Annotated in this window: 20 protein-coding genes; 7 read left to right on the top strand and 13 right to left on the bottom strand. The window is 57.5% G+C overall.

Annotated elements, in window-relative coordinates:
- The first annotated feature begins 1 nt into the window (after position 1).
- On the top strand, positions 2-940 hold the full coding sequence (locus AC07VR_RS04450; RefSeq protein ID WP_494991150.1) for an MlaD family protein: 939 nt from the start codon (positions 2-4) through the stop codon (positions 938-940).
- A complete protein-coding gene (locus AC07VR_RS04445; RefSeq protein ID WP_495010556.1) occupies positions 937-1,593 on the top strand; it encodes an ABC-type transport auxiliary lipoprotein family protein in 657 nt (218 codons plus the stop codon). Before AC07VR_RS04450 ends, AC07VR_RS04445 begins: the two co-directional genes overlap by 4 nt.
- Positions 1,594-1,641: 48 nt before the next feature.
- Here AC07VR_RS04445 and AC07VR_RS04440 read toward each other — a convergent pair whose 3' ends face one another.
- The 4 genes from AC07VR_RS04440 to AC07VR_RS04425 form a co-directional block, all read right to left on the bottom strand.
- Positions 1,642-2,871 (bottom strand): nucleoside recognition domain-containing protein, encoded by a 1,230-nt coding sequence (locus AC07VR_RS04440; protein WP_494991148.1) that lies wholly within the window; start codon positions 2,869-2,871, stop codon positions 1,642-1,644.
- A gap of 104 nt (positions 2,872-2,975) precedes the next feature.
- Positions 2,976-4,307 carry a glutamate/aspartate:proton symporter GltP gene (gene gltP, locus AC07VR_RS04435; RefSeq protein WP_494991147.1) on the bottom strand — a complete coding sequence of 444 codons (1,332 nt, stop codon included), beginning with the start codon at positions 4,305-4,307 and terminating at the stop codon, positions 2,976-2,978.
- Positions 4,308-5,049: 742 nt separating this feature from the next.
- Positions 5,050-5,214, bottom strand: a complete 165-nt coding sequence (locus AC07VR_RS04430) for a DUF1328 domain-containing protein (RefSeq protein ID WP_494991146.1) — start codon at positions 5,212-5,214, stop codon at positions 5,050-5,052.
- A gap of 80 nt (positions 5,215-5,294) precedes the next feature.
- Positions 5,295-5,582, bottom strand: a complete 288-nt coding sequence (locus tag AC07VR_RS04425; protein WP_495010555.1) for a hypothetical protein — start codon at positions 5,580-5,582, stop codon at positions 5,295-5,297.
- A gap of 429 nt (positions 5,583-6,011) precedes the next feature.
- Between AC07VR_RS04425 and algB the strand changes: the two genes are divergently transcribed.
- Both algB and AC07VR_RS04415 read left to right on the top strand, forming a co-directional pair.
- Complete coding sequence (algB, locus tag AC07VR_RS04420; protein WP_495010554.1) at positions 6,012-7,358, top strand: sigma-54-dependent response regulator transcription factor AlgB; 1,347 nt, start codon at positions 6,012-6,014, stop codon at positions 7,356-7,358.
- A gap of 10 nt (positions 7,359-7,368) precedes the next feature.
- A complete protein-coding gene (locus AC07VR_RS04415) occupies positions 7,369-9,162 on the top strand; it encodes an ATP-binding protein (RefSeq protein ID WP_495010553.1) in 1,794 nt (597 codons plus the stop codon).
- A gap of 15 nt (positions 9,163-9,177) precedes the next feature.
- On the opposite strand, the gene AC07VR_RS04410 is transcribed toward AC07VR_RS04415, so the two are convergent.
- From AC07VR_RS04410 to AC07VR_RS04380, 7 genes are all read right to left on the bottom strand, one after another.
- Positions 9,178-10,797: an EAL domain-containing protein gene (locus tag AC07VR_RS04410; protein ID WP_495010570.1), complete on the bottom strand. Its 1,620-nt coding sequence runs from the start codon at positions 10,795-10,797 to the stop codon at positions 9,178-9,180.
- 75 nt (positions 10,798-10,872) lie between these two features.
- Positions 10,873-11,652 (bottom strand): N-acetylmuramoyl-L-alanine amidase, encoded by a 780-nt coding sequence (locus tag AC07VR_RS04405; protein WP_494991142.1) that lies wholly within the window; start codon positions 11,650-11,652, stop codon positions 10,873-10,875.
- Positions 11,653-11,755: 103 nt separating this feature from the next.
- A complete protein-coding gene (locus AC07VR_RS04400) occupies positions 11,756-13,894 on the bottom strand; it encodes a GGDEF domain-containing protein (protein WP_495010552.1) in 2,139 nt (712 codons plus the stop codon).
- Positions 13,891-14,769: an endonuclease/exonuclease/phosphatase family protein gene (locus AC07VR_RS04395; RefSeq protein ID WP_494991140.1), complete on the bottom strand. Its 879-nt coding sequence runs from the start codon at positions 14,767-14,769 to the stop codon at positions 13,891-13,893. Before AC07VR_RS04395 ends, AC07VR_RS04400 begins: the two co-directional genes overlap by 4 nt.
- Positions 14,770-14,781: 12 nt before the next feature.
- A complete protein-coding gene (locus AC07VR_RS04390) occupies positions 14,782-15,411 on the bottom strand; it encodes a thiol:disulfide interchange protein DsbA/DsbL (protein ID WP_494991139.1) in 630 nt (209 codons plus the stop codon).
- A gap of 198 nt (positions 15,412-15,609) precedes the next feature.
- The gene (locus AC07VR_RS04385; protein WP_495010551.1) at positions 15,610-16,215 is read right to left on the bottom strand and encodes a c-type cytochrome; all 606 of its coding nucleotides are present in this window, start codon (positions 16,213-16,215) and stop codon (positions 15,610-15,612) included.
- Positions 16,216-16,261: 46 nt separating this feature from the next.
- A complete protein-coding gene (locus AC07VR_RS04380) occupies positions 16,262-16,552 on the bottom strand; it encodes a c-type cytochrome (RefSeq protein WP_495010550.1) in 291 nt (96 codons plus the stop codon).
- A gap of 190 nt (positions 16,553-16,742) precedes the next feature.
- On the opposite strand from AC07VR_RS04380, the gene yihA reads away from it, so the two are divergent.
- A complete protein-coding gene (yihA, locus tag AC07VR_RS04375) occupies positions 16,743-17,384 on the top strand; it encodes a ribosome biogenesis GTP-binding protein YihA/YsxC (protein WP_494991136.1) in 642 nt (213 codons plus the stop codon).
- A gap of 288 nt (positions 17,385-17,672) precedes the next feature.
- Here yihA and polA read toward each other — a convergent pair whose 3' ends face one another.
- Positions 17,673-20,441: a DNA polymerase I gene (gene polA / locus AC07VR_RS04370; protein ID WP_495010549.1), complete on the bottom strand. Its 2,769-nt coding sequence runs from the start codon at positions 20,439-20,441 to the stop codon at positions 17,673-17,675.
- Between the two features lie 74 nt (positions 20,442-20,515).
- Here polA and AC07VR_RS04365 point away from each other — a divergent pair, with 74 nt between their 5' ends.
- Together AC07VR_RS04365 and AC07VR_RS04360 are read left to right on the top strand one after the other, a co-directional pair.
- The gene (locus AC07VR_RS04365; RefSeq protein WP_495010548.1) at positions 20,516-20,806 is read left to right on the top strand and encodes a DUF2782 domain-containing protein; all 291 of its coding nucleotides are present in this window, start codon (positions 20,516-20,518) and stop codon (positions 20,804-20,806) included.
- A gap of 60 nt (positions 20,807-20,866) precedes the next feature.
- A complete protein-coding gene (locus AC07VR_RS04360; protein WP_495010547.1) occupies positions 20,867-21,817 on the top strand; it encodes a homoserine kinase in 951 nt (316 codons plus the stop codon).
- A gap of 67 nt (positions 21,818-21,884) precedes the next feature.
- Here AC07VR_RS04360 and AC07VR_RS04355 read toward each other — a convergent pair whose 3' ends face one another.
- Positions 21,885-22,814, bottom strand: a complete 930-nt coding sequence (locus AC07VR_RS04355; protein ID WP_495010546.1) for a zinc ABC transporter substrate-binding protein — start codon at positions 22,812-22,814, stop codon at positions 21,885-21,887.
- Between the last annotated feature and the right edge of the window lie 52 nt (positions 22,815-22,866).

The raw sequence follows: 22,866 nt of genomic DNA, 5'->3' as shown, positions 1-22,866 counted from the left end.
CATGGAAACCCGAGCCCATCATGTATTAATCGGCCTGTTCACCGTGATTGTGGTGGTAGGCGCCTTGCTGTTCGGTCTGTGGCTGGCCAAATCCAGTGTCGACACCGAATTCAAGGATTACGAGATCGTCTTCAATGAGGCGGTCAGCGGCTTGTCCAAGGGCAGCCCGGTGCAGTACAGCGGAATCAAGGTTGGTGACGTGATCTCGCTGCGACTGGACCCGAAAGACCCGCGTCGGGTGCTGGCGCGAATCCGTCTGAGCGGCGAAACCCCGATCAAGGAAGACACTCAGGCCAAACTGGCCCTGACCGGGATCACCGGAACCTCAATCATCCAGCTCAGCGGTGGTACGCCGCAAAGCCCCGAACTCAGAGGGCACGACGGTAATCTGCCGGAGATCGTCGCCTCGCCGTCGCCGATTGCCCGGCTGCTGACCAATAGCGATGACCTGATTAGCAGCGTCAACTTGCTACTTAACAACGCCAACCAAATGATGTCGCCAGATAACGTTGAGCGCATCAGCAGCACTCTCGAGCATCTGGAGCAAACTACCGGAGCCATCGCCGATCAGCGTGGAGACATTCGCCAGACCATGCAGCAGCTTGTTTCTGTAGGAAAACAGGCCAGTGCCACCCTGGAACAAACCACCACACTGATGCGCAATGCCAACGGTTTGCTCAACGATCAGGGCAAGCAGATGTTCGGCAGTGCCAAACAGGCCATGCAGTCTCTGGAGCAGAGCAGCGCGACCATCAACAAACTGCTGACAGACAATCAGGACTCGCTCAACAACGGTATGCAGGGATTGAACGGGTTGGCCCCGGCCGTGCGTGAACTGCGCGAGACCCTGAATTCGCTACGAGCTATCTCCAACCGTCTGGAAGCCAACCCCAGTGGTTACCTGCTGGGCAGCGACAAGAACAAGGAGTTCACGCCATGAAGCTCGCCTGCCGTGTAGTCGGCCACCTCACACTGATCACCAGCTTCGCGCTGACCGGCGCCTGCTCGATCCTGCCCAAGTCGGAACCGGCCGATGTCTATCGGCTACCCACGGCGCAGAGCAGCACACCGACGCCTCGCGGCAGTGCGCTGCCATGGTCATTGCGCCTGGCCAAACCGCAAGCCAGCGAAACCTTGAACAGTCCGAAAATTGCCGTCGTGCCACAGGGCGATCTGATCAGCAGCTACAAGGCTTCACGCTGGAGCGACCCGGCGCCAATCCTGTTACGCAACCGCCTGCTCGACGCCTTTCAACATGACGGACGGGTGCAGTTGCTCAGTACCGACGACAGTAATCTGCAGGCTGATTTCGAGTTAGGCGGGGAATTGCAGGCGTTTCAGACCGAGTATCAGGGTGGCGCCGTGGAAGTGGTGGTTCGCCTGGATGCACGACTGGTGCGCGGCAATGATCAACGGATCATCGCCAGCCGCCGCTTTGAAGTGCGTCAACCGCTGAGCGATCCGAAAGTCCCGGCGGTGGTCGCAGGTTTCGGTCAGGCCAGCGACAAGCTGACTGGCCAGGTAATTAGCTGGGCAGTAGAGCAGGGGCAGAGACATGCTCTGGTTATCAAGAGCGGCACAAGCCCCTTGTAGCAGCCTTCGGCAGCTGCTGCGGGGGCATGTGTGCTTTCGCTTTCCGGCTCAGCCAAAGAACCAGTAACACACCCCGATTGCCGCCACTACACCGGCAAATTCAGCCAGCAGCGCGCAGCCCACGGCGTGGCGAGCCCGCTGAATGTTGACGGCACCGAAGTACACCGCCAGCACATAGAAGGTGGTTTCCGTGCTGCCCTGAATGACGGCCGCCGCCCGTGCCGGGAAGCTGTCCACACCCTGAGTTTTCATGGTTTCGATCAGCATTGCCCGAGCGGCGCTGCCAGAGAAGGGTTTGACCATCGCCGTCGGCAACGCGTCGACGAATCGCGTGTCCCAGCCGGCCCATGCCACCAGGTGACGAATCCCGTCCAGACCAAAGTCCAGCGCCCCCGACGCCCGCAATACGCCTACCGCACAGAGCATCGCCACCAGATATGGCAGCAGGTTCTTGGCGACATCAAAGCCTTCCTTGGCGCCTTCGACGAACGCTTCGTAAACCTTGACCTTGCGCAGCGCGCCAATCACCAGGAACAGCATGATCAGCCCGAACATCGTCAGATTACCGAGAATCGACGAGAGGCTTGCCAGAGCTGTGGAGGAAAGCGTCGCCAGCAACGCCATGAAGCTGCCCAACACCAGCGCACCCGGAATCAGATAAGCCAGCACCACCGGGTCCCACAGCCGCAAGCGCTGCACGATTGCCACCGACAGCAAACCCGTCAGGGTCGAGGCGCTGGTGGCCAGCAAGATCGGCAGGAATACCAGTGTTGGATCGGCAGCGCCTTGCTGCGCGCGGTACATGAAGATCGTTACGGGCAGCAGGGTCAGCGATGAAGCGTTCAGCACCAGAAACAGAATCTGTGCGTTGCTCGCCGTGGTCGTGCTGGGGTTGAGCTCCTGCAAGGCGCGCATGGCCTTCAAGCCGATCGGCGTGGCCGCATTGTCCAGGCCCAGGCCATTGGCGGCGAAGTTCAGGGTGATCAAACCAATGGCCGGGTGGCCAGCGGGTACTTCCGGCATCAGGCGCAGAAACAGTGGACCCAGCACCTTGGCCAGCCAGTCGACGATCCCGGCCTTTTCGGCAATCCGCAGAAAGCCCAGCCAGAGGGTCAGGGTGCCAAACAGCAGAACCATTACATCCACCGACAACTTGGCCATGGCGAAGATACTTTCCACCATCGCCGCGAATATCCCGGCATTACCGCCAATCAACCACTGCGCCAGTGCCGAAACGGCAGCCACGATGAAGAAGCCAAGCCATAGGCCGTTGAGCATCAGTTAAATCCCCCAAAAGATGCGGCGAATAATAGCGGTCAGATACCAGAAACAACAAACCCCGGTTTCCCGGGGTTTGTTGTAGGTGCGTGGCTCGAAGGAGCTTAGCTGTTGGAGACTTCACCCTTGGGCAACGGCTCTTTGCTGCGCCAGTGCGGCAGGGAGTTCCAGTAGCGCTCGCCCTTGGCGTCGTCGTACATGCCTTCCCAACGGGAGATGACCAATACAGCGAGGGCGTTGCCGATCACGTTCAGCGCAGTACGGGCCATATCCATGATGCGGTCGACACCCGCGATGAACGCCAGACCTTCCAATGGAATGCCGACACTGCCCAGAGTCGCCAGCAGCACCACGAAGGACACACCCGGCACACCGGCGATACCTTTGGAGGTAACCATCAGGGTCAGCACCAGCAGCAATTGCTGGCTGATGGACAGATCGATGCCGTACAGCTGCGCGATGAAGATCGCCGCGATGCTTTGATACAGGGTCGAACCGTCAAGGTTGAAGGAGTAGCCGGTCGGCACTACGAAGCTGCAAATGGCTTTCGGCGCGCCGTAGGCTTCCATCTTCTCGATCACTCGCGGCAGCACGGTTTCCGAGCTGGCAGTGGAGTAGGCGAGTACCAGCTCATCTTTGAAGATGCGCATCAGCTTGATCACCGAGAAGCCGAACAGACGAGCAACCAGGCCCAGTACCACGAAGGCGAAAAAGGCGATTGCCACGTAGACCAGGATCACCAGCTTGGCCAGCGGCAGCAGGGAAGCGAAACCGAAGTTGGCAACAGTCACCGCGATCAGTGCGAAAACGCCAATCGGGGCGTAGCTCATGATCATGTGGGTGACTTTGAACATGCTTTCCGACACGCCCTGGAACATCTTCACCAGCGGTTCGCGCAGATCCGATTGCAGGCTCGACAGACCGAGACCGAACAGTACGGAGAAGAAGATGATCGGCAGCATCTCGCCACGCGCCATGGCGGCAAAAATGTTCGATGGAATCAGGTTGAGGATGGTTTCGATGAACGCGTGTTGATGCTGAACCTCGGCTGCGGTCGCCTGGTACTTGGAGATATCCACAGTACCCAGGGTGCTCATGTCGATGCCCGAGCCTGGGTGAAACAGGTTGGCCAGCACCAACCCCACCAGAATGGCGATGGTGGTGACAATTTCAAAGTAAAGGATGGTCTTGAGACCGATGCGCCCGAGCTTCTTCGCATCACCCACGCCGGCAATACCGACGACCAGCGAGGAGATCACGATCGGAATCACGATCATTTTGATCAGCCGGATAAAGATATCGCCCGCCGGTTGCAGGACGTTGCTGATCCACCAGGCTTTTTCGGCACTGAAATGGTTGAGCAGCGCCCCAATTGCAATCCCCAAAACCAGACCGATGAGGATCTGCCAGGCGAGGCTAAGCTTTGCCTTCTTCATATCATTACCCTTTCTTATAAGTGGACTCGGGAAGATGCGCGAACTGGAACGCTCAAGTGCGGAAAAGTCTGTGCATCTGCCCCCGTAAAAAATCACCGCGAGCGAGCATTTACGGCTCTCTGGCTGGCGGAAAAAGGCGCAACTATTCCGATGCAAGAGAGGCGCGTCTAATGCTGTAAACGCCTACCCTATGCCGAATCGGCATGAGCTTTTTTGAACAAACCCATCGTCCTAACCGGTTCGAATACGACACTAAAGAAGTCATAAGCGCCATGAGACGGCCATTACAGGCGATATGCGGGATTTATTGGCGGCATGAATAACGACGAAATCCGGGAAATTTCCTACGCCTAGGAGCGAAAACAGAGCCCGAATAAAAGACGAGTTTCTCGATATACGGTCGCGATAAAGCACCGTAAACCGGTTGAGAAAAACGCAGAAAGGACATTTCAGGGGATAAGCGCATGAGGATCCAGCGGATCGCTCTAGAACAAGCCTTTGCGTGTTCAAGCGCGCCGCAGGTCCGCGAAATCCTCAACGACTCGTGAACTTGCGGCGCAGCTTTTCCTGACCCGGCCCTTACGGAGGCACCCCTTGTACCCCTAGGTCACTCCGATTCCACATCAATCAGAACGTCCCGACCCCTTGGTCATACGCCTGCCTTCATCGGGTGGCGCAAATAGAAAGAAGCCAGGGCCTCTTTCCAGAGCAGAACTCGGTGTCTTTAACAAAACGCTCGTATTCAACCTCGGTCGCGACGGCCAAAGAAGAAAGACGCAATAAACATCACCAGGAACACGACAAAGAGAATTTTGGCGATACCCGTGGCGGTGCCCGCGATGCCACCGAAGCCCAACACCGCAGCCACAATGGCAATGATCAAGAATGTGATTGCCCAGCTCAACATAACAATTCTCCTTACGCGTCTAATGGAGTGTTGCTTGTATCGCGATTCCTGGTGCAGCTTCCCCCACGCCGGTCTTATGCCTAAAACACCCAACGCTCCTGAGGGATGGATTCAACTACTGCCTGTGCCTGGTCAACACCCATCAGGTGCACTGGGGCAGAGTCAGCAAACTGGCTGCTGAGCGCGCTGAAATGCATTTGGTTTGTGTAATGAGGTGGCAAACGCAGCGCCATTTCCTGCTGGCTCTGACCCCAACGCTGAAACTGCTGACCACCAATGAGCATGACAAGCAGTGCCAAACTTGCAAACAGTCCTTGCTGTATATGCAGTAGTGAAATATGCATTTGGGCGAGACGTTGGCGATTCATCCTCAAGCTCCTCCCATACGGGTGGTCATTCGGAAGAAGGCGCCCTTCAATAGCGCCTTTGGCTATTCAAACTGTTGCAGCCTGCATGCCAGCTTTCATTTCACAATAAGTTAAACAAATCAGTAGGTTATAAACGTTACAAAAGTGCTTTCAAACGCATCTTGCACGATGACTCCCTATGGGTCGTGCGTAATGCACGATCCATAGGGAGGGAATTGAAAAGCCCTGGAGCCGGAAGATAGCGGTGGATGTCAGAAGGGAGGGTCAAGGAGCAATCAGGCTTCTACATAAAACCCTTATTAATCAGCATGTTATAAACAAATCAATAGGTCGCTAACCTGCATCTAGTGGAATCAATCAGAATCGACCATGCAACTTGCCCGATTTTTCCGGGACTAAATAAGATGACTCACTAATGGAGCGTGGGAAATGGAATCAGCCACGGAACATCAAGGCCGTATTCTTCTGGTAGATGATGAGTCCGCCATCCTGCGCACCTTCCGTTTCTGCCTGGAAGACGAAGGCTATACCGTAGCCACTGCCAACAGCGCAGCCCAAGCCGACGCCTTATTACAACGTCAGGTGTTTGACCTGTGTTTCCTCGACCTGCGGTTGGGTGAAGACAATGGCCTCGATGTGCTCGCGCAGATGCGCATTCAAGCACCGTGGATGCGTGTGGTGATCGTCACCGCCCACTCGGCGGTGGATACCGCAGTCGATGCGATCCAGGCCGGTGCCGCGGATTACCTGGTCAAGCCCTGCAGCCCGGACCAATTGCGCCTTGCCACTGCCAAGCAACTGGAAATGCGCCAGCTCTCGGCGCGCCTGGAAGCGCTCGAAGGGGAAATACGCAAATCCAGGGACGGCCTGGACTCTCACAGCCCGGCGATGAAAGTGGTACTGGAAACCGCACGCCAGGTCGCCGGTACCGATGCCAACATTCTGATTCTTGGCGAATCCGGCACCGGTAAAGGCGAGCTGTCCCAAGCCATTCATGGCTGGAGCAAACGCGCGAAGAAATCCTGCGTCACCATCAACTGTCCGTCGCTGAGCGCCGAGCTGATGGAAAGCGAGATGTTCGGCCACAGCCGCGGGGCATTTACCGGGGCCAGCGAAAGCACCCTCGGACGGGTCAACCAGGCCGATGGCGGGACACTGTTCCTCGACGAAATTGGCGACTTCCCGCTGACCTTGCAACCCAAACTGTTGCGATTTATTCAGGACAAGGAATACGAACGCGTCGGCGACCCGGTGACCCGTCGCGCGGACGTGCGCATCCTCGCCGCGACCAACCTCAATCTCGAAGACATGGTCCGTGACGGACGTTTTCGTGAGGACCTTCTGTACCGGCTCAATGTCATCACCTTGCACCTGCCGCCGCTGCGTGAGCGCAGTGAAGACATTCTGACCCTGGCGGATCGCTTTCTGGCCCGCTTCGTCAAGGAATACGCGCGCCCGGCGCGCGGCTTCAGCGATGAAGCGCGCGAAGCACTGCTCAACTATCGCTGGCCGGGCAACATCCGCGAACTACGCAATGTGGTCGAGCGCGCGAGCATCATTTGCCCTCAGGAACGGGTAGAAATCAGCCATCTGGGCTTGGCCGAACAAGCGACCAGCAACGCTCCGCGGATCGGTGCGGCGTTAAGCCTGGACGAGTTGGAGAAAGCCCATATCGGCGCAGTGCTGGCCACTAGCGACACCCTTGATCAAGCCGCCAAAACCCTCGGCATCGATGCTTCGACGCTGTACCGAAAACGCAAACAGTACAACCTATGAGCGGCGCCCCATGAAGCTCGCGATGAAACTGCATACTCGGCTGTTTCTGAGTATCTCGGCGCTGATCACCGTCGCCCTGCTTGGGCTTCTGCTCGGGTTCATGGGCATCATACAGATGGCCAGTACCCAGGATTCGCTGATCCACAACGACTTCATCACCCTTGATCTGGGACTCAAACTGCGACAGACCCTGGACGACCAGTTGATCATCATGCTCAACGAAAAACCTGACCTGGCGGCGTTGGAGGCATCCAGGCAACATTACTTCGAGCTGCTCGATCAAGGCATCCAGCACGAGCAAAGCACCGGTGGCCAGCACACCGGCTTCAGCCAGGCCCGAGCTGACTACCTGAAATTTCTCGAAGCATTCGGCCACTCTCGGGATCTCTCGGGCAGCCTGACCGGCAGCCATAACCTGACCGAAAAATTCAATGTGCTGCGCAACGGCCTGATCACCGAACACAAACTGACACTGGATAGCATCAATGAAGCCCAGTACCAGACTCGCGAGCGCGCACTATTGATTTCAGGATTGCTCGGGCTGGTGGGATTGGCGATCTTGATCATCGGATTCATTACTGCCCACGGCATTGCCCGACGCTTCGGTGCCCCTATCGAGGCGCTGGCCAAGGCTGCGGACAATATCGGTCAAGGGAATTTCGAGGTGACGCTGCCCATATCGGCGGTGGCGGAAATGAACCTGTTGACCCGCCGTTTCGGGATCATGGCCGAAGCCCTGCGTCAGCATCAGGCCACCAACGTCGATGAGTTACTCGCCGGCCAGCAACGCTTGCAAGCGGTACTCGACAGCATCGATGACGGCTTGCTGATGATCGACCGCCAGGGCCGTCTGGAACATCTCAACCCAGTAGCGCAACGGCAATTGGGCTGGGACAAAGATCGTCTGGGTCAGGGATTGGGCAGCGCCCTTGAACGCGCGGAGCTCGATGAGCAACTGCAACTGATCCTGCGTGGCGGCAGTCTGGAACGGGCGCCTGAGGACTTGAGTATCGAGGTTGATGGCGAATCGCGGCTGCTGACCTACAGCCTGACACCGGTCAGCCACAACACCCAAGGGCACATTCTTGGCGCGGTCATGGTGCTGCATGACGTCACCGAACAGCGGGCCTTCGAACGGGTCCGAAGTGAATTCGTGTTACGTGCCTCACATGAGCTGCGCACACCGGTCACCGGTATGCACATGGCCTTTGGCTTACTTCAGGAACGCGTGCATTTTGCTGATGACTCTCGCGAAGCCGACCTGCTAAACACCGTCAACGAAGAAATGCAGCGTTTGATGCAGCTGATCAACGACCTGCTGAACTTCTCACGTTATCAGAACGGCCTGCAAAAGCTCACCCTTGTGCCCTGCGCCATCGATGAACTGCTCGAACACGCTCAAGCTCGCTTCGCAGAGCAAGCCCACGAGCAAGACATCGAGTTGTTGGTGGAGGTTCAAACACGGCTACCCAGGCTACAAGTCGACCACCCACAGCTGGAACGGGTGCTGGATAACCTGATTGCCAATGCGCTACGCCATACCGCGCGGCACGGCCAGGTCCGCTTACAAGCACGCCGACATGGTGAGCGAGTGATTATCAGCGTCGAGGACAACGGCGAAGGCATCGCTTACGGCCAACAGGGGCGGATTTTCGAACCCTTCGTTCAGGTCGGTCGCAAGAAGGGTGGCGCAGGCCTGGGCCTGGCGTTGTGCAAGGAAATCGTGCAATTGCACGGCGGGAGGATGGGCGTCTACTCACGGCCGGGGCAGGGCTCGCAGTTCTACATGGCGCTTCCGTTGTAGGCGCGCGGCGCACAATCAGGCTTCATCATCCAGTCGCCGCGCAGCCATCCGGCGACCGCGGGTGATCAACTCAATGAACTGCACAGCGCTCAGGGCATGGGCAAACAACCAACCCTGCCCGTAATTCACACCCTCACTACTCAACAGCGAGGCCTGTGCTTCATATTCGATCCCTTCGGCAATCACCTTGAGTTGCAAGGCATGCGCCATGCGAATGATATGCGGCGCCACTCCGCTGCTGGCGGCATCGTGCCCCAAGGCATCGATAAAAGCTTTATCGATTTTCAAACAGTCCACAGGCAGGGTTTGCAGATACGCAAGGCTGCAATAGCCCGTGCCGAAATCATCGATCAGCACTTGATGCCCGGCATCGCGCAAGGCCTGCAGGTTGTCCCGCGCGACGACCACGTCGATCAGGCCACGCTCGGTAACCTCAAAGGCAATCTGTCGCGCTGCGACCCGATGCATGGCCAATAAACGGGCCATAACCTGCCCGATGCGCGGAACCATCACATCGCAGGCCGCCAGATTGACCGAGATGTAGAGATGCGGATTGGCGCGTAACAGCTGGCCTAACTGCTCAAGCAAACGCTGCAGCACGAAATCGGTGATCTGTCGGATTTGCCCGGTATTTTCCGCCATAGGGATAAACAGATCCGGGCTGGTCAATGTGCCGTCTGGCCGACGCCAACGCAGCAGTGCTTCGGCGCCGACACATTGACGACTGCTGAGCTCGAAAATCGGCTGGTACAAGACCTGCAACTCGTTACGACGCAGAGCGCCCTGTAACTCACCACCCAATGACTGACGCTGGCGAGCCAACTGTAAGACCAGCCACCCGATAAAAATCGCTAATAGAAGACTTATCGGTAACAACCAGCGCCATGCCGTAGTCATTTCCACTTGCAAACTTGTACGCGGGGTCATGAGTACAAGCTGGTACTCCGGGTTGTTGGTCGGCATTCGGTAAATCAGTTGGTCTTGCGTGACCTGAAGGGCGTCACGACTCACTGGAGGCCAGGGCTGGATCGGTGGCCAGGGTTGAGCCGCGCCCAGTACCGGGATCGCTCTGGTGCCATGGTCGAGCACCACCAGCAAGCTGCTGCCCGGGTGCAGGTCGACCATATCGGTCAAATGACCTCGGGAGGTCGCCACACGAAAGTTGCCCCGTCCGAGCATCAATGCTGCACGGTTTTCATTAGGTTCTGTCGAGGTATTCAACCAGTAACTGTAGGTCGGCCCCTTGATGTCTGGAGGCCCTGGGGAAGAAAGGGTGTCCTGGCGCGGCCGGTTTGAGCAGGACTGAGTGGCATCGATATAAGCCGCTTCATAAACGAAGCGGTAACTGAAGCTGACCTTTTGCAATGTCGCGACCATTTCAGCATTGCATCCACGCAATGGTTGGGCTTCCAGCTCATCGAGACCTTCACGCAATTGGCCGAACAGTTGCTCAAGACGCTCAAGAAAACGCTCGCCCTGAGCATTCATCTGCTCGCTTTCGCGTTGTTGCACCTGATGCAGCGCCACGCCCAGACTGCCCAGCAGTAACAACGCCGCGCTGAGCACAGCCGCCAGCATCGCCAGAAACCACGGGCGATGAAACCAACTATGTAGCGTCTCGCCAGCGGCCGGCATCATTGAATATCCAAAGGATTACCAATGAGTTATAGCAACTGATTGAGAAGTCGCCCGGACCGTCGGGCGGCGTCATTATTTTGTCTGGTTCAAGACCTGCAGAATTGCTGCACTTTCCGCGTCTGGCATACCGTCGAAGCGTGACGGTCGATAATGCATCTGGAACGCCGCCAGTACATGACGGGTCGCGACATCCAGTTGGCCGGTTTGCGGCGTGGTATAGCCCAGACGAGCCAGCTCTTCCTGAAACCAGGTGATGCTCGGTAGTTCAGCCGCAAACAACGCTTGCTGGCGTGCCACGGCCTGAGCGTTCGGCCAGATCACCAGCCCCTCGTCAGCCAGACGCTTCCAGGGGAACAACGGGCCAGGGTCGAGTTTACGCAATGGAGCGATATCGCTATGCCCGATGATATGGCGCGGGTCGATGTTGTTGCGCTTGCTGATGTCCTTGAGCAGAACGATCAACGCCTGGACCTGACCCTCGGTATACGGATACCAGACGCGGCCAGTCGGTGTCTCGCGGTAGCCCGGATTGACGATTTCGATGCCGATGGAGCTGGAGTTCAACCAGGTCCGGCCTTGCCATTCACTTTCCCCGGCATGCCAGGCCCGCAGGTTTTCATCAACCAACTTATAGATAGTCGGCGGATTGTTGTCGCCAATCAGGTAATGACTGCTGACGTCGCCATGGGTCAACAGTGCCAGCGAGCGTTCCAGAGAAGCGTTGGTGTAATGCACCACCACGAACTGAACACGGTTATCGTAATTGACCGAAGGATGACGGGTGTCGAGTCGAGGCCCGCTGGCGCAGCCGGCCAACACAAGAAGCGACAGGACGAGAGAGTAAAATTTCATGGCAGTGTGCAGTACGCTGAAGACAGTAATGCAACAGTGTAACGTATTGCCCTCTGGATGGACCGGCAAAAGCCCGAGATTAAACAAAATGGAACAATCGGGATCAGCCCAGTTCCACCCTGTTACGCCCGGCATCTTTGGCGCGGTAAAGCGCCTGATCGGCTCTTTTAAGCACCATTTCGCTGCGCTCACCTGGTTTGAATGCCGTCATGCCCATGGAGACGGTTATCGTTACCCGCTCACCTTTGAAGTGAAACGGGCAAGCCTCAATGGCTGCCCGCAGCGTTTCGGCAAGTTTTGAACCCAACGGCAATGAGGTATTGGGAGCCAACAGGACAAATTCTTCACCACCAAATCGGGCGATGAAGTCCGAGCCGCGCATACGCTTGCGCAGGACGCCGGCAATGATTTTCAGAACCTTGTCACCAGCCAGATGGCCATAGTTATCGTTGATTCGCTTGAAGTGGTCCAGATCGAGCATTGCCAACAGAAGTGTGTTGCCATTCTGCTGCCATTGAGCAACTTCGTGATCCAGTCGCTCACCCCAAGCAGCTCGGTTGGGCAGGCCGGTCAACGGATCAATCAGCGCCTTCTGCCGTTGCTCCTCAAGGTGCTCGCGATAGCCCTGAGCCTCTTGCTCCATGCTTGCCACGCGTTCGGCCAGCCCTTGCAGACGCCCGGCGACCTCTTGCTCACGCTGATCGCGTTGCTTGCGGTGCTGATCCATGGTGCCGAGCAAACCCTCAAGGTGGTTCTCCAACACATGCTTGAGGCTGTCCAGGTCTGCCGCATCTTGAACGCTGCTCTGCAAGCCATCGACCTGTTCGCGGATCTGGGTATCCATTTCTCGCGCAGCTGAACGGCTGTCCGCATGACCGTCGCTGGCCGCCTGCAGATTGCTTTGAAATGACTCGAGCCGCTCGTTGAGCTGCTTGAGGTAAACCTCAAACTCATGTTGTCCACTGTTGGTGATCGCCAGCATCAAGACGGCCAAATCGTCGAGGATTGGTAGCAGTTCGTACCAGTTCAGACCGTTTTGCAGTCGATCACGCATGGCCTCGGCTTGCGGTCGGTGGCGCTCGGGCAGGGACAAGTCGTCGAGCAGACCCAGCAGCGTGTCTTCTATGTGCCTGGCCACCGAGCTGTAAGAAGGCTCTGGTGAATCAGGCAAGGCGTAGTGGACATCCTGCTCAGGCTGCTCTGGATCAAAGGCCACCGACGCCTGCGCCGTAGCTGACGGCAAAGGCAGGCTGTCGAGGAGGTCAGGTGTTTCGTGTCTGGTTTCCGAGGGCACAGGGGATATCAGTTCGTCAGGATTGATATCAACCTGAGCGAGTGAGTCTTCGGGGCTCGCAGTCAGAGTCGGTTGCGGTGCAGCGACGAGTTCTTCGACTCCTGACAGTTGAGGAGCCCTCAGCCCTTCTGACTCCAGCACTGGAGGGACAAAAACCTGCACTTCGATGTGTGGTTTTTTATCAGTCAGCTCTGGATTCGAAACCGACTCGACCACTGAAACCACGGATACCGGCATTTCTACGGCCGGCAACGGCACTTCCTGCGTGATCGCCACAACGCTTGGAGCGACAGGAACAGGCTGGAAATAGTCACGAACAGGCTCAAGCGTCGTCTCGACGGCCTGCATCTGAATCTGTTCAGCGGGATTCGAACCCGGTAACGCCACCAAGCAAGCATTAGCCTGCGGCACAACGTCCGCGGTTTCCCGCCCACCGAACAGACGTTGCAACAAGCCGGGACGATTCGGCTCTTCAGGGTTCTCCAGCAAGCTCAGCGCCCGGCCTTGCAAGCCGCTCAGCTCACCAAGCAGCAAGGGGATTTCACGGGCCTGGCTGACACGCCCATCCAGTTGCCGGGCAAAGTTCTTGAGCGGCCGACTCACTTCTCGCGGCAGCGGCAAGGCTTGTAATTGAGTGACCAGAGCAGTCAGCGCTGCTCCCATTTGATCAACGCGCGTTTCCCGGCGCTGCTCGGAATCGAGCACGGCTTTTTCCAGGCGTGGCAGCAACGCTGCCAAAGCCGCGTCCATATCGTCCGTGCGAATAGCCTCACGCATTTCCTTCATACACTGGTCAACGGCCCGGTCAGTGCCCTCCGCCGCCAGCGTGCTGCGAACCAACCCTCGGCGAAGCAAATCAAGGCGGGCATCCCATCGGCGCTCGAGCTTCTCTTGCTGCTCGATGCTCTTGAGGTACTTTTCTTTCCAGCGCTGCGCTTCGTCGCTCATTCAAGGGATCCGCGAGGGACAAGACTCAATGCGGGCAATGCGTCAGCCGTAAGCGAACCCGGCAGCCGAATCTCTACCGCGACCGGCAAGTGATCGGAAATGGGTTGAGCCAGCACCTCGACCCGTTCAAGGGTCAGGCTCGGGCTGAGCAGAATGTGATCGAGGCATCGTTGCGGGCGCCAACTGGGAAACGTCGCCTCAAGCTGTGGCGCGAGCAGACCCAGATCGCGCAATGGGGAACTTTGCAGCAAGTCGCCGGCATGGGTATTCATATCACCCATCAGCACCTGGTGTTTGTACCCAGCAATCAATTCGCGAATATAGGCCAGCTGTCGGGTTCGGGTACGGGCACCCAGCGCCAGATGCATCATCACCACCACCAACGCTTCCGGTCCCTCGCCGAAGCGCACCAGAATCGCACCACGGCCCTTCGGACCCGGCAATGGATGATCTTCGATAACCCACGGACGCAAGCGGCTGAGCACACCATTGCTGTGCTGCCCCAAGCGACCGAGATTGCGATTGAGCTGTTGATACCAGTAAGGAAAGGCGCCGAGTTGGGCCAGGTGCTCGACCTGGTTGACGTAGCCCGACCGCAGGCTGCCGCCATCGGCTTCCTGCAAGGCGACCAGATCGAAATCGCCCAGCAGATTGCCGATCTTTTGCAGATTGTCTGCTCGCCCGGTGTGCGGCAACAGATGCTGCCAGCCACGGGTCAGATAATGCCGATAACGCTCGGTGCTGATACCAACCTGAATATTGAAACTGAGCAAACGCAGACGACTGTCTGCGGGCAAGCCCGTCGACTCCAGATGATGCGCGTTGACCTGCGGGTCATGCAGGCCAACGACACGCTCAGTACCCCAGCGGCGCATGGTGGGCGCCGCTTACTTAGCGGCGCGCTCCTTGGAGATCAACTGGTCAGCCACGCTCAAGGCGCCTTCAGGGCCACCGGCAGTGCCGAGGTCGAAGCGGTACTTGCCGTTGACGACCATGGTCGGTACACCGGAGATCTGATAGGCCTGAGCCTTCTTCTTGGCATCTTCAACCTTGCCTTTAACGGCGAAGGAATTGTAGGTGCTCAGGAATTTATCCTTGTCGACGCCTTCGGTCGCCAGGAACTCGGCCATTTCTTCTGGAGTCGCGAGTTTCTTGCCACCGTGGATCGCGTCGAAGACCGCTTTGTGAACCTTGTGCTCCACGCCCATGGCTTCCAGGGTAATGAACAACTGGCCGTGAACGTTCCAGATACCGCCGAACATGGCCGGAATACGTACGAAGTTCACATCGGCAGGGAGCTTTTCAACCCAGGGATTGATGGTTGGCTCGAACGCGTAGCAATGCGGGCAGCCGTACCAGAACAGCTCCACTACTTCGATCTTGCCAGGTATAGCAACCGGAACGGCGCTGCTCAATTCGACATATTGTTTACCAGCTTCAAGCGGCTCGGCAGCTTGGGCGGTTATGCCAAACAGACTGGCTGTGACGAATGCGGCGCTGAGAATCAGATTACGCATGCTTTACTCCTGGACAAATAAGGTCGCCTCATGCGACCTGCACTCAGACAGGCCCAGTCGGGCTTGATTTCTAGTGTAACGGCAGCAGCCACAAAAAAGGGCGGCCAAAGCCACCCTTTTTATGCTTGCATCAATGGATTAATAGAGCGTTAACGTTGCAAAAGATGTAAGTCATGCACAACGTCAATTGATCCACCCTTAATGCAGGCCTTGAATATAGCTGGACACTGCTTCGATGTCCTTGTTGCTCAATTTGGACGCGATGCTTTGCATGATCTTCGTGTCACCGTCGTTGGTACGGTTACCTTCACGGAAATCGGTCAGTTGCTTGGCGATGTATTGAGCGTGCTGGCCACCCAGGTGCGGGAAAGCAGCAGCGGCGTTGCCTGCACCGTTAGGCGAGTGGCAACCGGTGCAGGAAGGCATGCCCTGGTCCAGCTTGCCGCCACGGAACAACTCTTCACCGCGAGCCACGACTTTCGGGTCTGCTGCGCCAACGCTGCCCTTCTGGCTGGCGAAGTAGGCCGAGAGATCAGCCAGATCCTGATCGCTCAGGTTGGTCAGCAGGCCGGTCATTTCCAGGACGGTGCGCTTGCCGGACTTGATGTCGTGCAATTGCTTGTTCAGGTAGCGTTCGCCCTGACCCGCCAGTTTTGGAAAGTTGGGCGCCATGCTATTGCCATCCGGGCCATGACAGGCGCCACATACTGCGGCTTTCGCCTGACCAGCAGTCGCATCGCCTGCAGCATGGGCAATGCCGGAGATCCCCAGGGTCAACAGCAGACTCACGATCAATTTGTTCATCAGCTAATCCAACTACGGCTAAGGGTTAAAGAGTTATGGACCGGGATCACTCGCTCATCCAGTGGATGATTGCCTGGTAATCCTCGGCACTGCAGTCCATGCACAAACCACGCGGCGGCATCGCCTTGAAACCCTGGGTCACGTGTTGCACCAGCGTCTCCATACCTTGCGCCAATCTTGGCTTCCAGGCTTCCAGATCACCCTTTACAGGCGCCGTTGGCAGTTGGCCGGAATGACAGGCTCCACAAACACGGTTGTACACAGCTTCCGGATCCTGTGTAGCCTGCGCACTGTAAAGCGGCATCAAGACACCGGCAGCTAGCAGCCATTTCGTCATAAAACGACCTTTCAGGGTTGAGAGCGAGCTGCGTTCTAGTGCGCAATTTCGGTCAATCGCTCCCGTGAACTTCATCCTACGCCGGGACAAAGCGCACACAAAATCTGCGGCATTATATACTGGCGTTACTGAAACGGAAACGACACTGCTCGCCGCGTCCATTCTCGGCACCGCCCACATCGGAAATCCCATGCAACTCAAGAACCCCATTCTCGGTCTGTGCCAACAGTCCACCTTCATGCTCAGCGCGGCCAAAGTTGACCAATGTCCCGACGACGAAGGCTTTGAAGTGGCCTTCGCGGGGCGTTCCAACGCCGGCAAGTCCAGCGCTCTGAACACCCTGACTCACGCCAGCCTGGCCCGAACCTCGAAGACTCCGGGTCGCACACAGCTGCTGAACTTCTTCAAGCTAGACGATGATCGCCGTTTGGTCGACCTGCCAGGTTACGGCTACGCCAAAGTCCCAATCCCGCTGAAACTTCACTGGCAGCGCCACCTGGAAGCGTATCTGGGCGGTCGCCAGAGTTTGAAAGGTTTGATTTTGATGATGGACATCCGTCATCCAATGACTGACTTCGACCTGCTGATGCTCGATTGGGCCGTAGCCAGTGGCATGCCGATGCACATCCTGCTGACCAAGGCCGACAAACTGACCTACGGTGCAGCGAAAAACACCTTGCTCAAAGTGCAGGCGGACATCCGCAAAGGCTGGGGCGATACCATCACCATCCAGCTGTTCTCCGCACCGAAACGCCTTGGTCTGGAAGAGGCCTACACTGTACTGGCGGGCTGGATGGAACTGGCCGATAAAGGCGCAGAGGCTACGGAATAAGGAATTTCAGGCAAAAAAAACCCCGGACTTCGTATGGGGAGGAGAAGTTCGGGGTTCAAATTCCGGACCGCTAGGGCGGGGTCCAGATATCTGCCAACACTTAACACAACATAGGAGCATCGAAGGGCTTCACCAGCCATTCAGTAAATCTGAGTGGCGGTTCGCGGATTTAGTTCCGGACAGGTTCAAAAACTATTGGTAATAACCGGCCCGGTTTTCCGAACCAATAGCCCTTAGCCAGCCTTTGCCGCGGCACGATGCCGCAGCAAAAGGCATCCTCAAGACAGGTTAATGAGCCTCGTCCCAGTTATTTCCGACACCTACTTCGACCAAAAGCGGCACATCGAGCGACGCAGCACCACTCATATGGACGCGAATTTCATCGCGAACCCGGTCCACCAGGTCCTCGCGAACTTCAAGCACCAGTTCGTCGTGTACCTGCAGGATGACTTTGGCGTCCAGACCTGAAGACGTCAGCCAGTTATCCACCGCGACCATGGCTTTCTTGATGATGTCAGCCGCCGTGCCCTGCATAGGCGCGTTGATTGCCGTACGCTCGGCGCCTTTGCGCAAGGCCGGGTTTTTTGCGTTGATGTCAGGCAGGTAGAGGCGACGACCGAAGATGGTTTCAACGAAACCTTGCTCTGCAGCCTGGGCGCGAGTGCGCTCCATGTACTCAAGCACGCCCGGGTAACGAGCAAAATAGCGGTCGATATAGGCTTGTGATTGCTTGCGGTCGACACCGATCTGCTTGGCCAGGCCGAACGCGCTCATGCCGTAAATCAGACCGAAGTTGATGGCCTTGGCACTGCGGCGCTGATCGGTGGTGACCTCTGCCAGCTCAACGCCGAACACCTCGGCAGCGGTCGCCTTGTGCACGTCCAGATTGTGACGGAAGGCGTACAACAAACCTTCATCCTTGGCCAGGTGCGCCATGATCCGCAGTTCGATTTGCGAATAGTCGGCCGCTAGCAGTTTGTAGCCCTCAGGCGCGACAAATGCCTGACGAATCCGCCGACCTTCAGCAGTACGGATCGGAATGTTCTGCAGGTTCGGATCGCTGGAAGACAAACGCCCGGTCGCCGCCACCGCTTGATGGTAGGAGGTGTGAATCCGCCCGGTACGCGGGTTGATCTGCTCAGGCAAGCGGTCGGTGTAGGTGCTTTTCAACTTGCTCATGGAGCGGTACTGCATCAGCACCTTGGGCAGCGGGAAGTCCTGCTCGGCCAGTTCCGCCAGCACAGCTTCGGCCGTCGAGGCCTGGCCTTTGGCAGTTTTGCTGAGAATCGGTAAGCCGAGTTTCTCATACAGAATCACGCCCAATTGCTTGGGCGAACCGAGGTTGAATTCTTCACCGGCAATGGCAAAGGCTTCGCGTTCAAGAGCGACCAGCTTGTCGCCCAGTTCGACACTCTGAATACCTAGCAGATTGGCATCGACCAACGCCCCCTGACGTTCAATCCGCGCCAGGACTGGTACCAGCGGCATCTCGATTTCGCTCAGCACGTTACAAAGACTCGGGATGGCCGTGAGTTTTTCCTGCAGGGCCTGATGCAAACGCAAGGTCACGTCCGCGTCTTCGGCCGCATAGGGTCCGGCCAGCTCCAGAGAAATCTGGTCGAAGGTCAGTTGCTTGGCGCCTTTGCCAGCGATGTCCTGGAAGCTGGTGGTGGTGTAGTCCAGGTACTTGAGCGCCAGGCTGTCCATGTCGTGGCGGGTCGCCGTCGAATCCAGTACATAGGATTCGAGCATGGTATCGAAGGCAATGCCTTGCACCGAAATGCCACAGGCTTGATCACCACCGATGGCGCAGTTGGCCAGAATGTTCATGTCGAACTTGGCGTGCTGGCCGACCTTGAGTTTGCTCAGGTCTTCCAGTAACGGTTTCAAGGCTCGCAGGACGGTGTCGCGGTCCAGTTGCTCGGGCACCCCCATATAAGAGTGAGTGAGCGGGATGTAGGCCGCTTCATTGGCTTGTACGGCGAAAGACAGGCCCACCAGTTGCGCTTGCTGCGCGTCGACGCCGGTGGTTTCGGTATCAAAGGCAATCAAGCTGGCGTTGTTAAGCTTTTTCAGCCAGACATCGAATCGCGCCTGGTCGAGGATGGTTTCGTACTTTACCTCAGCGTCGACTGCGACCTGCTCCACAGCTTCGACGATTTCCTGCTCCGTGCGCTTGGCCTCGCGCTGCAATTCTTCGAACCAGCTTTTGAATTCGAGCAAGGTGTAGAGCTCGGCGAGCTTTTCGCGATCAGGCTCACCCAGATGCAGGTCGTCGAGCCCGATATCCAGCGGCACGTCGACCTTGATGGTCGCCAGTTGATAGGAGAGGAAGGCCATCTCCTTGTGCTCTTCAAGCTTGGCCGGCAGGGTCTTGGCACCGCGAATCGGCAGGGTCGGCACGATATCGAGTTGCGCGTACAACTCGACCAGACCGCCATTTACGCCCACCAACAAACCGGAAGCGGTCTTTGGCCCAATGCCCGGAACACCGGGGATGTTGTCGGACGAATCGCCCATCAGCGCCAGATAATCGATGATCTGTTCGGGAGCGACGCCAAACTTCTCTTTCACGCCAGCCACATCCATCGCGCTACCGGTCATTGTATTGACCAAGGTAATGTGCCCGTCGACCAGTTGTGCCATGTCCTTGTCGCCCGTGGAGATCACCACCGGGCGGTCGGCTGCTGCGCTGCTACGGGCCAGCGTGCCGATCACATCGTCGGCCTCTACGCCTTCTACGCACAGCAACGGAAAGCCCAATGCGATCACACTCGCATGCAACGGCTCGATCTGTACCCGCATGTCATCGGGCATGCTCGGACGGTTGGCCTTGTACTCGGCGTACATGTCATCGCGAAATGTCCCGCCCTTGGCATCGAAAACCACCGCGAACGGGCTGTCAGGGTACTGCTTGCGCAGACTCTTGAGCATGTTCAGTACACCCTTGACCGCGCCGGTCGGCAGGCCTTTGGATGTGGTCAGCGGTGGCAGCGCATGAAAGGCGCGGTACAGGTAAGAAGAACCGTCCACCAGGACGAGGGGGGCTTGGCTCATGAGCAGGATCAACCTTTTCGGCGGGTCCGGCGCTAGAATAGCGGGACCGTTGACGACAAAGGGACAAGGTTATCATGCGCACACTAAATCGCTTGTTGCTGGCTGGCTTCTTTGCCATGACTCCCCTGGCCGTGATGGCAGCTGATGATGCACCGACTCCAGAACCGCAAATCACCATCCACACCGAAGGTGACAAAACCATTCAGGAATACCGTCAGAACGGCTTCCTGTATGCGATTAAAGTCACACCGAAGGGCGGCAAACCGTACTTTCTGGTGCGCGCGGACGGAACAGAAGCAAACTTCATCCGATCGGATCAGCCGGATATGCTGATTCCGTCGTGGGAAATTTTTACGTGGAAGTAGTTTCTTAACTTTAATCGGCGCTGGCTCAATCGCGGCGCCCGAACTGAGCAGTTTTTAACCATGTCTGTGTTTACCCCCCTGGCTCGGCCCGAGCTGGAAACCTTTCTCGCCCCTTATGGGCTCGGCCGCCTGCTTGATTTTCAGGGGATTGCCGCAGGTAGCGAAAACACCAATTTCTTCATCAGTCTGGAGCAGGGCGAGTTTGTCCTGACCCTGGTAGAGCGCGGTCCGGTCCAGGAAATGCCGTTCTTCATCGAACTGCTGGACGTGCTGCATGACGCTGATCTGCCGGTGCCTTACGCCCTGCGTACTACCGACGGCATCGCATTGCGCGAACTCGCCGGTAAACCGGCGTTGCTGCAACCGCGATTGGCTGGCAAACACGTCAAAGAGGCCAACGCGCAGCACTGCGCGCAGGTCGCAGACCTGCTCGCTCATCTGCACCTGGCCACCCAAGGCAAAGTACTGGAGCGCAAGACCGATCGTGGCCTGGACTGGATGCTGGCCGAAGGTGCGCAGTTGATGCCGAACCTGAACCCCGAGCAAAGCAGCCTGCTGCAAGGTGCTCTGGACGAGATCGCTCAGCAAAAGGCGAAAATCCTGGCGCTGCCACGGGCCAACATCCACGCCGATTTGTTCCGCGATAACGCGATGTTCGAAGGCACGCACCTGACCGGGCTGATCGACTTCTACAACGCCTGTTCAGGACCGATGCTCTACGACGTGGCAATCGCCTTGAATGACTGGTGTTCGGATAAAGCCGGGGTGATCGACGGACCACGTGCGCGGGCCTTGCTGGGTGCTTATGCGACGTTGCGTCCGTTCACCGCGGCTGAAGCCGAGCTGTGGCCAACGATGTTGCGGGTGGCCTGCGTGCGCTTCTGGTTGTCACGACTGATCGCCGCCGAGTCGTTTGCCGGACAGGACGTGTTGATTCACGATCCGATGGAGTTTCAGCAGCGCTTGGCGCAACGTCAGAAGGTCAGTACGCCGTTGCCGTTCGCCATTTGAACGCATCGCGGGCAAGAGCCAGGCACCTGGCTCCTGCCTGCGAAAAGGGTTACCACAACATCCCTGTTTACAACTGCTCCAGACAGCCTGCCAAGTCATTTCCCAGCTTTTCCAGCACCTGCTCATAACCCTGGGCAGTGGCCGGTGTATAACCGCCCAATGCATCCAGTTCCGCCAGTTTCACCGGTAAACCGGCTACCAGGGTTTCCGCCAGCCGTGGACGCAGCGGAGGCTCACTGAATACGCAGGTCTTGCCAACTTCCTGCAAGCGCTTGCGCATCGCTGCCACGTGCTGTGCACCCGGCTGCACTTCGGCCGCGACGCTGAACACTCCGGTATGCTTGAGACCGTAGGCATCTTCGAAGTAATCGAACGCTTCGTGGAAGACAAAGTAAGGCTTGCCTTCAATGCCGGCCAATCGGGCTTTCAGACGTGTGTCCAAGGCATCGAGGCGCTCATTGAAAGCCTTGAGGTTGCTCTGATAGCGAGTGGCATTGTCCGGGTCGGCCGCACTCAGATCCGCAGCCATTTTCGCCGCAATCACCCGGGCATTGACCGGCGACAGCCAGAGGTGCGCGTCCAGACTACCGGGTCGATGATCGTGATCATGCTCATTGGCCTCTTCCGCATGGGAGTGGCTATCCTCGGCAAAGCGGCGCAACTTCAGGCCCGGCAAGTCCTGAGCGGCGATAGACGGCAGGCTGCGGCCCTTGAGCACGCGCGGAAGGAAGCCTTCCATGTCCGGGCCGATCCAGTAGAGCAATTCCACCGTCTGTACCCGCCGTACGTCGGAAGGGCGCAGGGCAAAGTTATGCGGGGAGGCGCCCGGCGGCAGCAATACCTCGGGCACACCGACGCCGTCCTGCACTGCCGCGGCGATCAGCTGCAAGGGTTTGATGCTGGTAAGTACTTTCACTTCGGCGTGAGCAGGGCTGATCACGAACAAACTGGCAGCAAAAGCGACATAAATGGCAAAAAGTCGGGACACGATGACCACTCGGAGAGGCGAGAACGGGTAACATAATAACGTCTCTCACAATTATCGTCGC

The sequence above is a fragment of the Pseudomonas sp. GW821-FHT02H09 genome (assembly GCF_059421425.1).
The sequence above is the reverse complement of the archived record's forward strand: the minus strand, read 5'-3'. Positions and strand labels throughout refer to the sequence as shown.